General features: G+C 63.9%; 14 protein-coding genes. 9 read left to right on the top strand and 5 right to left on the bottom strand.

Annotated elements, in window-relative coordinates:
- Positions 1–198 precede the first annotated feature (198 nt).
- The 5 genes from rnk (at position 199) to mreB (ending at position 4,268) form a co-directional block, all read left to right on the top strand.
- Positions 199–624, top strand: coding sequence for a nucleoside diphosphate kinase regulator (rnk, locus tag CJD35_RS18370; RefSeq protein ID WP_095687363.1), 426 nt, complete (start codon positions 199–201; stop codon positions 622–624).
- 53 nt (positions 625–677) lie between these two features.
- A complete protein-coding gene (locus CJD35_RS22765; RefSeq protein ID WP_174703672.1) occupies positions 678–851 on the top strand; it encodes a hypothetical protein in 174 nt (57 codons plus the stop codon).
- A 200-nt stretch (positions 852–1,051) separates the two neighbouring features.
- Entirely contained in the window at positions 1,052–1,531 is a 480-nt protein-coding gene (locus CJD35_RS18365) for a hypothetical protein (RefSeq protein ID WP_095687362.1), read from the top strand.
- A 153-nt stretch (positions 1,532–1,684) separates the two neighbouring features.
- Complete coding sequence (gdhA, locus tag CJD35_RS18360) at positions 1,685–3,034, top strand: NADP-specific glutamate dehydrogenase (protein WP_095687361.1); 1,350 nt, start codon at positions 1,685–1,687, stop codon at positions 3,032–3,034.
- Positions 3,035–3,266: 232 nt separating this feature from the next.
- Entirely contained in the window at positions 3,267–4,268 is a 1,002-nt protein-coding gene (gene mreB / locus CJD35_RS18355) for a rod shape-determining protein (protein WP_095687360.1), read from the top strand.
- A 138-nt stretch (positions 4,269–4,406) separates the two neighbouring features.
- Here mreB and ctrA read toward each other — a convergent pair whose 3' ends face one another.
- Positions 4,407–5,108: a response regulator transcription factor CtrA gene (gene ctrA, locus CJD35_RS18350; RefSeq protein WP_095687359.1), complete on the bottom strand. Its 702-nt coding sequence runs from the start codon at positions 5,106–5,108 to the stop codon at positions 4,407–4,409.
- Positions 5,109–5,336: 228 nt separating this feature from the next.
- Between ctrA and CJD35_RS18345 the strand changes: the two genes are divergently transcribed.
- The 3 genes from CJD35_RS18345 (at position 5,337) to CJD35_RS18335 (ending at position 7,301) form a co-directional block, all read left to right on the top strand.
- A complete protein-coding gene (locus tag CJD35_RS18345; protein WP_036530429.1) occupies positions 5,337–6,017 on the top strand; it encodes a hypothetical protein in 681 nt (226 codons plus the stop codon).
- Positions 6,010–6,765, top strand: coding sequence for an RES family NAD+ phosphorylase (locus CJD35_RS18340; protein ID WP_174703671.1), 756 nt, complete (start codon positions 6,010–6,012; stop codon positions 6,763–6,765). The genes CJD35_RS18345 and CJD35_RS18340 overlap by 8 nt, the downstream gene beginning before the upstream one ends.
- A 125-nt stretch (positions 6,766–6,890) precedes the next feature.
- Entirely contained in the window at positions 6,891–7,301 is a 411-nt protein-coding gene (locus CJD35_RS18335; RefSeq protein WP_095687358.1) for a hypothetical protein, read from the top strand.
- A gap of 78 nt (positions 7,302–7,379) precedes the next feature.
- Here the strand turns inward: CJD35_RS18335 and CJD35_RS18330 are convergent, their stop codons facing one another.
- From CJD35_RS18330 to CJD35_RS18315, 4 genes are all read right to left on the bottom strand, one after another.
- The gene (locus tag CJD35_RS18330) at positions 7,380–9,632 is read right to left on the bottom strand and encodes a xanthine dehydrogenase family protein molybdopterin-binding subunit (RefSeq protein ID WP_095687357.1); all 2,253 of its coding nucleotides are present in this window, start codon (positions 9,630–9,632) and stop codon (positions 7,380–7,382) included.
- Positions 9,633–9,642: 10 nt separating this feature from the next.
- On the bottom strand, positions 9,643–10,656 hold the full coding sequence (locus tag CJD35_RS18325) for an FAD binding domain-containing protein (protein ID WP_095687356.1): 1,014 nt from the start codon (positions 10,654–10,656) through the stop codon (positions 9,643–9,645).
- Positions 10,653–11,159: a (2Fe-2S)-binding protein gene (locus CJD35_RS18320; protein WP_095687355.1), complete on the bottom strand. Its 507-nt coding sequence runs from the start codon at positions 11,157–11,159 to the stop codon at positions 10,653–10,655. The genes CJD35_RS18325 and CJD35_RS18320 overlap by 4 nt, the downstream gene beginning before the upstream one ends.
- A 68-nt stretch (positions 11,160–11,227) precedes the next feature.
- On the bottom strand, positions 11,228–12,223 hold the full coding sequence (locus CJD35_RS18315; protein ID WP_095687354.1) for an SDR family oxidoreductase: 996 nt from the start codon (positions 12,221–12,223) through the stop codon (positions 11,228–11,230).
- 117 nt (positions 12,224–12,340) lie between these two features.
- Between CJD35_RS18315 and CJD35_RS18310 the strand changes: the two genes are divergently transcribed.
- On the top strand, positions 12,341–13,414 hold the full coding sequence (locus CJD35_RS18310) for a catalase family protein (protein ID WP_095687353.1): 1,074 nt from the start codon (positions 12,341–12,343) through the stop codon (positions 13,412–13,414).
- Positions 13,415–13,527: the final 113 nt, after the last annotated feature.

Here is a 13,527-nt window from a genome sequence, read left to right as displayed (position 1 = left end):
GGGGCGCAAGGGGGACATCATTACCCGATGCAGATGCTGCGTCATCACTTCCGGTTCCGCCACCACGGGGGACAGCTTCTCGCGGGCATTTAGCCCCGGGTTCCGGCGCATCCTGCCCCGAGCCCGGGGCTCGATCAGTACAATGTGACGCACCACTTGGATTGGTGCGCCTTGTCTCTATTCCGGAAAGCCATAGCCATGACCAAGACCAAAGCGGCCCGCCGGCCGCCCATCCATATGATCGACAGCGAAGCCGATATCCTGGCCGATCTCGCCACCAGCGCCGCCACCCGCCTGCCCCAGGTCAGCCAGTTGCTGCTGGAAGAACTGGGACGCGCCACCATCCACAAGGCTGATCGAATTCCCGCCGACATTGTCACAATGCACAGCGTGGTCCAGTTCACGGACGCAGCGAGTGGCAAGGAACATCGCTACCAGCTCGTCTTTCCCAAGGACGCCGACATCGCCGAAGGACGGATATCCATCCTTACCCCGGTCGGTGCCGGGCTCATCGGCCTGCGCGCCGGACAGTCGATCCTCTGGCCCGACCGCGATGGTCATGAACGCCTGCTCACCATCGCGAAGGTAAGCCGCGAGCCGCTGCCGCTGCCGCTTAGCCAATGACTGCGTTGGTCTAGCCGGGCGCCGCTCGAACCGTTCCTGCACGGGAGGCCTGAATGCGTGTAAACACCGCCAAATCTATGAAATTGGCGCGTTACGTCAAAGCCAAATACGGAACATGGCAGGCTATGCGCAGGGCTGCCCGGCTGGAGAATGGCATATTCATCATCGATCGTGGCGCCGCCGGCGACGAGGAAGCGAAGGCCCCACACCCGGCAAAATCGATATAGTCAGTCCCGGCCTGATCGCTCGCCGCAGATCGTCGACCGTATTGCGTCGCCGAAATAGCCACCTGCAACGATAGCATGGCCGGGACCTTCATCAATCAATCGCAACCTGCAGGAACACCGAACTGCGACAATTGAAAGCTTTTCCTCGCAGGCAGCCCTGCTGTAACTTGCATCGGACCACACAACCCGGAGCATTGCGCATGTTCAAACGGCTGAAGCAGCAATTGCGCAGTGCTCCGTCCGCGAAGGTGGTGAAACTGCCCGGGCAAACAAAGACAGCCGCCCTGGTCATCTCCGATGACGAACTTCGAGCGGCTTTCCGCCAGGCAACGCTCAATCATCTGGCCGACGTCCATGGCCTGAAGCCCGTCTACTGCTTCGATCTGCAGTCTGAGAAGGCTTTCAAAGCGGCCCAGGCAGACATGCCTCTCATCGCCGTCTGGAATGAGCACCAAAGGCCGGAGGGCCTAGCCTTCTCCCTTTCGGTCAATATGCTGCTCGTGAAAGCGGCGCTCCGGGAATATATGGAGGAGCTCGATCCCTGGTTCGACGAGGAGTGTGCGCGCATAGTCGCCGATCTCAAGGATCTTACCTATAATACGATCGTCCAAACCGCGACCGAAACCGGATGGACCCCCAGCGCCATCTGCGCAGCACTCGCCGACAAGCCGAACGCCTGAGCCAAAGGCGATGGCCCCCAATGACCTGCTAGCCGACCGCATCTGCGCGAAGAGCGCGCCTGCCACCCCCACCGCTCTCACCGAAGACACCGCGATGGCCTTTCGTACAGCCTCGCATTAAGCGCTTGAGGGTGTTCGCCCTTGGGAGAAATCATGTCGAAGATCGATGAGAAGCTCGAGCCCGTGCTCGATCAGGTCCTGCGCCGGAATGCAGGAGAGCTCGAATTTCACCAGGCCGTGACCGAGGTCCTCGAAAGCCTGGGCCGCGTCGTCGCGAAATATCCCAGCTATCTCGAGAACGCCCTCATCGAGCGGATCTGCGAGCCCGAGCGCCAGATCATCTTCCGCGTCCCCTGGGTCGACGACCGGGGCCAGGTCCACATCAACCGCGGCTTTCGCGTACAGTTCAACTCGGCACTCGGCCCCTATAAGGGCGGCCTGCGCTTCCATCCGTCGGTGAACGTCGGCATCATCAAATTTCTCGGCTTCGAGCAGACGTTCAAGAACGCGCTCACCGGCCTTCCGATCGGTGGCGGCAAGGGCGGCTCCGACTTCGATCCGCGCGGCCGATCGGACGGCGAGATCATGCGCTTCTGCCAGTCCTACATGACCGAGCTTCACCGGCACCTGGGCGAATATACCGACGTCCCCGCCGGCGACATCGGCGTGGGCGGCCGGGAAATCGGCTATCTGTTCGGCCAGTACAAGCGCCTGACCAATCGCTACGAAGCCGGCGTCCTTACCGGAAAGGGCCTGGTCTACGGCGGCTCGCGCGCCCGGACCGAAGCAACCGGCTACGGCGCGGTCTACTTCGTCGAGCGCATGCTCGCGACCAAGCAGCTCACCTTCGATAATCGCCGCGTGGTGGTGTCGGGCTCGGGTAATGTCGCCATCTACACCGCCGAAAAGATAACCGAATTCGGGGGCAAGGTCGTCGCCTGCTCGGACTCGAGCGGCTATGTGGTCGATGAGGCCGGCATCGATCTCGCACTCCTCAAAGAGGTCAAGGAAAGCCGCCGGGAACGCATTTCGGAATATGCCAGGCTCAAGGGCGACGGAGCGCGTTTCTCCGATACCGGCTCCATCTGGGACGTCCCCTGCGAAATCGCGATGCCATCCGCCACCCAGAACGAGCTCACTGGCCGCGACGCCAAAGCGCTCATCCAGAACGGCGTGATCGCCGTTGGCGAAGGCGCGAACATGCCCTCGACGCCGGAAGCCGTACGCTTCTTCAGGGAGGCGGGCGTCCTCTTCGCGCCCGGCAAGGCCGCCAATGCAGGCGGCGTGGCGACCTCGGCCCTGGAGATGCAGCAGAACGCGTCGCGCGACAGCTGGACGTTCGAGCAGACCGAGCAGCGCCTTGCCGATATCATGCGCCGCATTCATGACACCTGCGCATCGACCGCCGACGAGTTCGGAACGCCGGGCGACTATGTCCTTGGCGCGAACATCGCCGGCTTCGTCCGCGTGGCCGAGGCAATGCGGGCGCTTGGCGTCATATAGGCCGGCCTGTGCCTACGGCCCGCGGCCCAATGGTCTCTTCGTCGCCGCCCACCAATAGCACAATTCCGGTTCGTGCTCCGGGCGCGGGGACGTGGTCGTCAAGCCGATGAGCCGTTCCCGCGCGTTGCATCTATAAGTTCCGCAGCGCGGTTTTCAGCCGGCCGTGAGCTGCATGGCTTCGAACGAGGCCAAGATGGAAGACAATGTGGCCAGGGACGGGTAGGACGATCCTATGACGTCCTTCCTGCCACAGCGGCGACCGGAGATCGCAATCGATTTCGGGACCGCGAACATCCGCATTCTGCGTCGCGGCGACGGCCTCGTTTTCGACGAGCCGTCGCTATGCTGTGTCGCGGGCAAGCATAACATGACCAGCCTGCTTGCCGCCGGCCGCGAGGCCTATGCGATGATCGACCGCACGCCAGCGGCCCTGCGCATTGCGCGGCCGCTATGTCGCGGGGTCCTGCAGGACATCGATGCCGCGAAACGGGTGCTCCGCTATGCCCTGTCGAAGTCCAGGGGCCGGAGCCGCTGGCGCACACCCGCCGCCATCATTGGCGTCCCCGCCGATGCGACCCAGGCTGAGCGCGGAGCGATGCTCACCGCCGCCGCCGACGCCGGGCTCGGCCCGATCACGCTTTTGACCGAGCCGCTCGCCGCCGCCATCGGGGCCGGGCTTGCCGTCGATGAGCCCGCCGGATCGATGATCGTGGAATGCGGCGCGGGAACGACCGAGGTTGCTGTTTTCTCGCTTGGCGGGATTTGCGGCACCGGATCGGTGCGGATCGGCGGCGACACGCTCAATCGCGCGCTCGCCGACCAGGTCCATCTCCAGCACAAATTCCTCATCGGCGATCGCTCGGCGGAACAGCTCAAGCTCGACTATGTCGCGCATAAGGGGTCACGCAGCGCGCAAGGCGATGCGATACCCGTCAGCGGACGCTGCCTGCGCACCGGCCTGCCCAAGACGATTGCGATCAACATGGCCGATCTCGACCGGGTCGTCGAAAAACATGTGGCCCAGATCGTAAAGGTCGTGCGCGACGTGCTCGGGCAGACCGCGCCAGACCTCAGTCAGGACATCCACGACAAGGGCATCCTGCTGACCGGCGGCAGCGCGTTGGTGCCCTTGATGCGCACCATGATCGCAGACGCAACGGGTCTTGAGGTCATGACGGCCGATGAGCCCGCGCAATGCGTCGCCAAGGGCCTCGAACGACTGCTCGAAGCTTGATGGGACGAAGCCTGAGGCCGATCTAGTCAGAGCCGAGCGGAGCACCCAAGGGGAAAGCGCGGACTGCCGCGCTCAAAGGGACGGCATCAGCACATCCACCCTGCCGAAAGATACGAGGCGTGTGGAGCACCCAAAGCTTTAGGCCGCTTGCTCAAAGGCCTCTTCGCCTGGCGCCCGGAGCATGTAGCCGCGGCCCCACACCGTTTCGATATAGTTTTCGCCGCCGCATGCGAGGGTCAGTTTCTTTCGTAGCTTGCAGATGAAAACATCGATGATCTTGAGCTCCGGTTCGTCAATGCCGCCATAAAGATGGTTCAGGAACATTTCCTTGGTGAGCGTTGAGCCTTGGCGCAGGGCCAGCAGCTCGAGCATCGCATATTCCTTGCCTGTCAGATGTATGCGGGCCCCGTCGACTTCGGCGACCTTCCCATCAAGGTTCACGGCAATCTTGCCGATACGTATGACGGACTCGGCATGACCCTTCGACCGGCGGACGACAGCGTTGATCCGCGCGACCAGCTCGATCTTATGGAAGGGTTTGGTCAGATACTCGTCCGCGCCCATGGCGAAGGCACGGACCTTGGAATCCAGTTCCGAAATCCCCGAGAGGATCAGCACCGGAGTGTCGACTCGGCCCATCCGCAGCTTCTTGAGGACGTCGAACCCGTGCACGTCCGGCAGGTTGAGGTCGAGACAGATGAGATCGTAATCATAGGATTTGCCGAGATCGAGGCCCTCCTCGCCCAAGTCGGTCGAGTAGACATTGAACCCCTCGGCACTCAGCATCAGCTCGAGGGCACTCGCGACCGTAGTGTCGTCTTCGATCAACAAAACCCGCATGCAATGTCCCTACCTCGATAGCCTGGTTAAAGCGCTATGACATGGCTTGGTTAACAAGCTTCGCTCCGCCCTTCTTTCGAGGCGGGCATGCTGGCGATCAACTCACTTGTCGAAGCGAGAATGTGCCGCGCGGCACAAAGCGCGGCACATGTTGATTGAATTCGACCTCTCATTGATTATTTAGGATATCATGCTATATGGATATCCATCATATCCAGTGAGGCGATCATGGCCACCGCAACAGCGCCGGATTTTTCGGACGTCCGTATCAAACCTCTTACCGGCTCCGCGCGGGACGTGCGCGCGCGTCTGAAGGACAAGGACGGCCCCATCATCGCCTTTCAGCTGGAACATGCTGGAGAAGCGGCAGCCACGGCCTTCGCGGAGGCGGTGCGTCTGATCGCGCCGATGATCCTTCGCAACCTCGCGGACCGTGAGACCGCAACTCTCGAAAAGCTGGTCGACGCGCTCGTCCCCGCCGTTTCGCCGCCCGAACATCTGCTCACCCAGGCTCGTATGAACGCCGAAGCCCGCAAGGCTGTGCTGGAAAGCGCGGAATGGCTCACTGCGGCCAAATTGTCCGGAATCGCAGGGTTTACTGGGCTGAACTCGAGCGCCCAGCCAAATAAATGGAAGCGCGAAGGTAGGATCTTCGCGCTGCGCCATGATGGCAATGATCTCTACCCAGCTTATGCGCTCGACCCGGAGGCGCAATATCGGCCGGTAAAGGGTCTCACTCCCATTCTCCAGGTTTTCGGGGATGAGCTCGATGCCTGGGACATCGCGATCTGGTTCGCGTCCGCCAACGGGTTCCTGGGCGGCGCTCTGCCACAGGATCTCCTCGTCAGCGATCCCGAGCGCGTACTCGCGGCCGCGCACGACGAGGTCGCCGGCGTGCGTCATGGCTAAACGAGCCAAACCCCGCGACGCAGGTGCCGATCCAGCTAAGCCACGAACGCGCAAGAAGGCGCCTGTCGCTCCGGCTCCCGCCCCTGCCGGAGCGATCCCTTCGCGCACGATCGCCTCGCCGCCCGACAACCTCGATGCGCTCGTTAAACGAACGAGCTGGTCAGCGAGCCAGACCATCCATCGCATTCACCCCGATGAATATGCCCCGGATGCCTTCAACCCCGGTCCACACGGCAACGCGCGTTTCAGTCCGCTCCGCAATGCCGCCGGCAATGCGATCCCTACCCTCTATGGTGGCACGACGCTCGAATGCGCCGCCATGGAAACGGTCTTCCACGATGTGCCTCATGCGCCGGGACTGAAGACCGTCGCGAAACGCAAGCTCAGGAAGCATCATTATTCCAGATTGCAACCCGCCGCGGACCTCAGGCTTGCCGATCTCAGCAGCACAGCGCTGCGCAAGCTTGGCATTCCGCGGGTCGATCTCATCGAGAGCGACAAGGATATCTATCCACAGACCCGCGCCTGGGCGGAGGCCATCCATGCCCAGTGTCCGGACGTCCAGGGACTGGGATGGGTATCTCGTCAGGACGATAGCGCGCGCGCCCTCATTCTGTTCGAAGACCGGCTGCCGCCCGATCCATTCAGCAGCGTCGAAGCGCCGGTCGACATCGTCGCCGATGCCGACACCTTCACTGCACTCATCGAGCTCGCCGACATCATCGGGGTGAAGATCACCGGCAAATAGCCCCGCGAAGCCCGCTTCGGCGATCTAGCTCCGACCTGCTCCGCCAGGCGGCAGCCTCCCTCCCCTTCCTAAACCCTGGCGACCGCACGGCTTGTACGGGCGGCGCCAAAGCATGGAGAAAGCCTATGTTCGAACCGAAATCCAAAATGACCCCGCAGGCCGAAGCGGACTTCCTGATCCAGGAAATCCGCGACACGCGCACCGCCTACGACAACGCGACCGTCGACAAGTGGCGCGCCCAGCATCTTGGCATGATCGGTCTGCGCATGAGCGCGCTGGTTCGCGCCGCCCGCAAGGTGCTCGCCGCCGCCCACCCGGCAACCCAGAGCGACACCGACGCGGACCAGTGCACCATGCTGGAAGCGCGTACCAGCACCTATCTCAATTCTGCCAGCCGGCTTGCCGCGACGATGGAGCATGAGTGGCCGCGCGACATCCAGCAGGAGATCGATGCGCAGGCCGATGATCTTATCCGCGATGCAGACGCGATTTCGGCAGAGCTCGCCGCAATCGTCGCCCGATATCCCGCTCCCTGACATTCATGCGACCCGCCACCCCGCGCGATCACCGTAGGGTGGCCGCTCCCTGGGAGCGCCCATGCGGGAAGCGCGGCTTCAGTCCACGAGCAGCTTGTCGATCGTGACCGGCAGGCTGCGTACCCGCGCCCCGGTCGCGTGATAAATGGCATTTGCGACTGCGGCCGCAGTGCCGACTATACCGATCTCGCCCAGGCCCTTCACGCCGAGCGGTGTGACTTCGGGGTCCGGCTCGTGGACGAAGATCACCTCGATATCGTGGATGTCGGCATGGGCAGGCACATGATATTCCGCGTAGTTGTGGTTCATGAACCGGCCGAGCCGGTGATCGAGGAAGCTTTCCTCGTGCAGCGCCGCGCCGATCCCCATCACGATCCCGCCGAGTATCTGGCTGCGCGCGGTCTTGGGGTTGATGATCCTGCCGGCCGCGATCGCGCTCACCACCCGCGTCACACGGACGACGCCCAGCTCCTCGTCCACCCGCACCTCGCAGAACACCGCGCTATGGGTGTTGCGCGACTTGCGCATCAGGCTGACCATGTCGAGGGGGCCAGGCTGCGCTGTCTTCTCGACCTCGATCCTGTCCAGCGCCGCGGCCTCCATCGCCGCCGTGAAGGGGACCGCTTCACCTTTGCCGTCGCGGCGGCGCATGGTCCCATTCTCGAAGAGCAGGTCATCCAGCTTCGCGCCCTCGAGCGGATCGCCGTCCATCTTCGCAGCAGCCTTGGCGAGCCGGGCGGCCACGCCATGACAGGCAAGCTGCACCGCTGCGCCCACTGACGCCGCACCCCAGGAGCCGCCCTCTACCGGCGATAGCGGAAGGGTGGAATCGCCGAGCTTTGCCCTGATAGCCGAGGCCGGTAGTCCGAGCGTATCCGCCGCGACTTGGGTCATCACCGTATAGGTGCCCGTGCCGATGTCCGACATCGCGCTTGCGACTTCGAGCGTGCCGTCGGTCTTGAGCGTCGCACGGGCCGCGCATTTGGAGAACATCGCGTCCCACATTCCGGTCGCCATGCCCCAGCCGATCAGTTCCTGGCCTTCGCGCATCGAACGCGGCTGCGGGCTGCGCCTGTCCCATCCAAAAGCCTGGGCGCCCTGCGCATAGGCTTCGCGCAGAGCCTTGCTGGTGAACTCGGTCCCGTTCATCGCGTCGATGTTGGAGTAATTCTTCACCCGCAAGTCGAGAGGATCGATGCCGACCGCGTAAGACAGCTCGTCCATCGCCATCTCGAATTGTGTCATGCCGGTCGCCGCGCCGGGCGCGCGCATGTCGCCAGGCGTATAGGTGTCGACCGGCGCGATATAGGAGGCGCCTTCCGCGTTCTCGCAGGCATAGTTCATCATGCCCCAGTTGACGACGGTCTCCATGTAATTCTCGAACCTGGACGTCAGGGTCGTGGCGTCGGTCAGGATCGCTGTCAGAGCCCCGTCGCGCTCGGCACCAAGCGAGATCGAGTTGAGGCATTCGGGGCGGTGCGTATGGGTGAACATCTGCTGGCGGGTGAGCACGACGCGTACCGAGCGTTTCAGCTTCAAGGCGGCCATGGCTGCCAAATACACATTATATTGTGGTCGCAGCCCCGAACCAAACGCGCCGCCGACAAAGGGATTGAGCACGCGGACATCGTCGGCCTTCAGGTCGAACGCGCCGGCCAGATAGGCCTGCACATTCTGAGGACCCTGTGTCTTGTCATGAACCGTGAGCCTGCCGTCTCCTTCGAAGAAGACGGTCGAGGCATGCATCTCCATGGGATTATGGTGCTCGGCGCCCTTGTGATAATCGCCGGCGATCGTGACCGGTGCGGTCTCGAAGGCCGAGCGCGCGTCGCCACGGTTCTTGGGCGGATAATATCCTGACCGCTTCTTCCTGGGCACGAACTTTTCCGCAAGCGCGACTTCGAACCGGGTATTGTGCGCATCCTGCTCGTAGCCGAGCTCGACGAGACTTGCCGCATAGCGCGCCGCCTCGAATGTCTCGGCGACGACGAGGGCGACCGGCTGGCCATTATAGTGGATCTGCGCGTCGCACAGGGGGCGCAAGGGCGAGCCGGGCGGGGCGACGTCATCCTGAAATTTCTTGTCCGCGGATGCGATCTCCAGCCGATTTTCATGGGTGAGCACATCGACGACGCCTGCGACCGCGCGTGCGGCACTGTCGTCGATCCGGGTGATCCGCCCGCGCGCGATCGCGGCATTGACGACGACCCCATGGAGCAGACCAGTGGTGGGATATTCGGCGGCATAGCGCGCCTTGCCGGTCACCTTCAGAAGTCCCTCGACCCGGCTGAGCGGAGCGCCGATGCCGTCGTGAGCGATGATGGCTGCCATGGTCCTGTCCTCAGGCGACGCGTTTGTCGGTTTGCGATTGCGGCGTGCCGGCCGCGGCCTGCGACAGCGCCCGCACGATCGCGCGCCGCGCAAGCGGGATCTTGAAGTCGTTCTCGCCCTGGCCGGCCGCACCGTCGAGCAGCGCGTCAGCGACCTGCCGGAAGACCGCCTCGCCCGCCTCGCGGCCGACCAGCAACTGTTCGACGTGGGGAAGGCGCCAGGGCTTGTGCGCCACGCCGCCAAGCGCGAGGCGCGCCTCGGCGATCCTGGCGCCCTCGATACGCAGAGCCGCCGCCACCGACACGAGCGCGAAGGCGTAGGACAAGCGGTCGCGCAACTTCAGATAGGTGTAGTTCTGCGTGAAATCCTCATGCGGAAGGATGATGGCCGTGACGAGCTCGCCGCGCTCGAGGCTGTTGTCGCGCGCGGGATCCTCGCCGGGCAGGCGATGATAGTCCGCGAACGCGATCGTGCGGACGCCATTCGGGCCGGCCACTTCCACTTGGGCCGAGAGCGCGGCCAGGGCGACGCACATGTCCGACGGGTGGGTTGCGATGCACTGATCGCTAGCCCCCAGAATGGCATGGATGCGGTTGACCCCACCGATCGCGCCGCAGCCAGAGCCCGGGACCCGCTTGTTGCAGGGGGTCGCCGTGTCATAAAAATAGTAGCAACGCGTGCGCTGGTTGAGATTCCCGCCATTGGTCGCGGCATTGCGCAGCTGGGGGCTGGCGCCCGCCAGGATCGCCGACGACAGTAGCGGGTAACGATCCTGGACGCGCCGGTCATAGGCGGTGTCGGCATTGGGCACGAGCGCACCGAGCCTCAATCCCCCATCCTCAGCCTCCTCGATCCTACCCAGTGGCAGCCGGGTAATGTCGATCACGCTCGTCGGCCGTTCGACATGTTCCTTCATCAGATCGACCAGGTTTGTGCCACCCGCGATGTAGCGCGCACCGTCCTTTGCGGCCAGCCTGACGGCGTCCGCGATCGACGTTGGCCGCGCATAGCCAAAGCGGTTCATGCTCGCTCTCCCAAGACCTGCTCGATGGCGTCGGCGATGTTCGTATACGCGCCGCAGCGACAAAGATTGCCGCTCATGAGCTCGCGTATCTCCTCCCGGCTTCGGGCACGGCCTTCGTTGATCAGCCCCTGGGCCGAGCAGATCTGGCCCGGCGTGCAATAGCCGCACTGGAAGGCGTCATGGTCCAAAAACGCCTGTTGCAGGGGATGCAGCGCCTCCCCATCGCCCATCCCCTCGATCGTTGTGATGTTATCGCCATCATGCATCACCGCAAGACGCAGGCAGCTGTTGATCCGGCGGTCGCCGACCAGCACCGTGCAGGCGCCGCACTGGCCATGATCGCAGCCCTTCTTCGTGCCCGTGAAATCGGCATGATCGCGCAGCAGATCGAGCAGCGTTACCCAAGGCAGGACCGTGAACGCCTGCCGTTCGCCGTTGATGGTGAGGCTGATATCGAGAGGTTCGACGTCGCCAGGGGCCGCGGGTTTGGAAATGGTGGCCATGGCAGCTCCCTGTCCCGCGCGGGAGCGCGGCTCTGTTCGATAATCCCCCCGGTCGCCCCCTGGTTCCCCTAGGATCGCCGATTCCGCAGGAACAGGCCGCCCAGGATCACAGCAGCCCCGCCGACGAGCGCCGCAGCCGCGTGTGGCCGTGTCCGTGCCGCCAGGGTTAGGCTCGATCGGCGCCCTTCCTCGTTGCGCGAGCGTGCCTCGCCATCGGCGCCCGGCCCGAAAAGATTGTCACCTTGCGTCGCGGGCTTCGAGCGATCGACGAGAAAAGGCCCGACGAGCGGCGCGAGACGCTCAAACAGCGCCGGAAAATGGCTGGCGAACAACACCTCCAGCCGTCCGATGCCGCCGACCGTGAGGGCACGAACATTGTGGGTCGCGGTATAGAGTATGGCATCGGCCACGAGCGCCGGATCATAAGGCGGCGGCGGGATCCGCGCTTGGCCGTCCTGGTGATTGGCGGCATGCATCGCGATCGGCGTGGTCATGCCCGACGGCTTGATCAGCGTCACCCGCACCGGCGATCGCGCGGCCTTGAGTTCGATCCGCAGCGAGGCGACGAAGGCGTGGATCGCATGCTTGGAGGCAGTATAAGCGCCCATGACAGGCGAAGGCATGTCGCCGGCAATCGAGCCGATCGTAACGAGCGCGCCGCCACTTGCCGTGAGATAGGGCACGGCGACCTGCGCGCTGTTGACCGCCCCGAAATAGTTGGTGCGGAACAATCGCTCATGTTCCTCCAATGGCGTGGCGAGCAGCGGCGCATAGATGGCGACCCCCGCGTTGCTGACCCATGTGTCGACGCGGCCGAAGGCCGCTATGGCGCAGGAAGCGGCGCGCTGCAGCGCCTCGCGATCCCCGACATCGGCGACAGCGTAAGCCGCCCGGCCACCGTCCGCCTCGATCTCCTGCACGATCGCGCGCAGGGCCGCGTCATTCCGGCTGATGAGGAACACGCGCGCGCCGGCCCCTGCCGCCTTACGCGCGGTAAGCAGGCCGATACCGGAGCTCGCGCCAGTGATGACGAAGACCTGATCGGAAAGCGGTCGGTGCGGCATGGGGCGGTCCGGTCGGTTTGCGGCGGTTGCCGTGCGACCGGCATAATGGATGCGCTATGGGAACTCGCCTGCCCGGCGACGGGTTCCGGCACAGACGCTAGATCCAAGGAACACCTCATGCCGCAGCCGGTTCTGTTCTCCCCCGATGTCGAGACGCCTGAGCCGGAGGAAGCGGAGACCAGCATGGCGATCGACCGGGAACTGCACAGGATCCTCGAGACGACCTCGCAGGATTATGGGCACGCGGTGCGAAGCGTGCATGCCAAGAGCCACGGCCTGCTTGAGGGTATGCTCGCCTTGTTCGACGGCTTGCCGGCCGAACTTGCCCAGGGCATCGCCGCCCGCCGCGGCCACCACAAGGTCGTGCTGCGCATCTCGACGAACGCCGGCGACATCCTTCCCGACAGCGTCTCCCTGCCGCGCGGGATGGCGATCAAGATCCTGGGCGTCGAGGGCGAGCGGCTTCCAGGTTCCGAGGATGCCAGCACGCAGGACATCATCATGGTCAACGGACCGGCCTTCTCGGCGCCGCGAGCCAAGGACTTTCTCGCCAATCTGAAACTGCTCGCCAAGACCACGGACAAGGCGGAACGCAGCAAAAAGGCGCTGTCAGCCGTCCTGCGCGGCACAGAAGCGGTGATCGAAGCCCTTGGCGGCGAGAGCGCTAAGATCAAGCAACTGGGCGGTCACCCTGTCACGCATCCGCTCGGGGAAACCTTCTACAGCCAGACCGCTTTTCGGTTCGGCGACCATATTGCGAAATTTTCCCTCGCTCCTGTTTCGCCGCACCTCGTTGCGCTGAAAGACCAGCCGGTCGATTTGGCGGGCCGGGACAATGGCTTGCGCGAAGAAGTAGACGCGGTGATCGCCGCCCACGGCGCGGAATGGGAATTGCGCGTGCAGTTGTGCACCGATCTCGAGGCGATGCCCGTAGAGGATGCCACAGTGGTCTGGGACGAAGCTCAAAGCCCATTCCGCGCGATCGGCCGGATTGTCGTCGAGCCCCAGCCTGGCTGGAACGACGAGAAGGCCAGGCGCATCGACGACGGGCTTGCGTTCAGTCCATGGCATGGCCTTGCCGCTCACCAGCCACTCGGCGTCATCAATCGCGTCCGGCGCAGCGCGTATCCGATGTCGGCCAATTACCGCTCCGCGTACAACCGCTGTCCGATTCACGAGCCATCTGCCTGATCGCGGCAGTGTCATAGCCCGTGACGCCATCGAGATGATCGGACGCGAAAATCCTCCGGATGACGCGCGTCTCGACCAATCCTTGCTCGCCGGCAAGTAGCGTCGGCAACCGG

Source organism: Sphingobium xenophagum (genome assembly GCF_002288285.1).
GTDB lineage: Bacteria > Pseudomonadota > Alphaproteobacteria > Sphingomonadales > Sphingomonadaceae > Sphingobium > Sphingobium xenophagum.
This window is presented reverse-complemented; position numbering and strand designations above follow the sequence as displayed.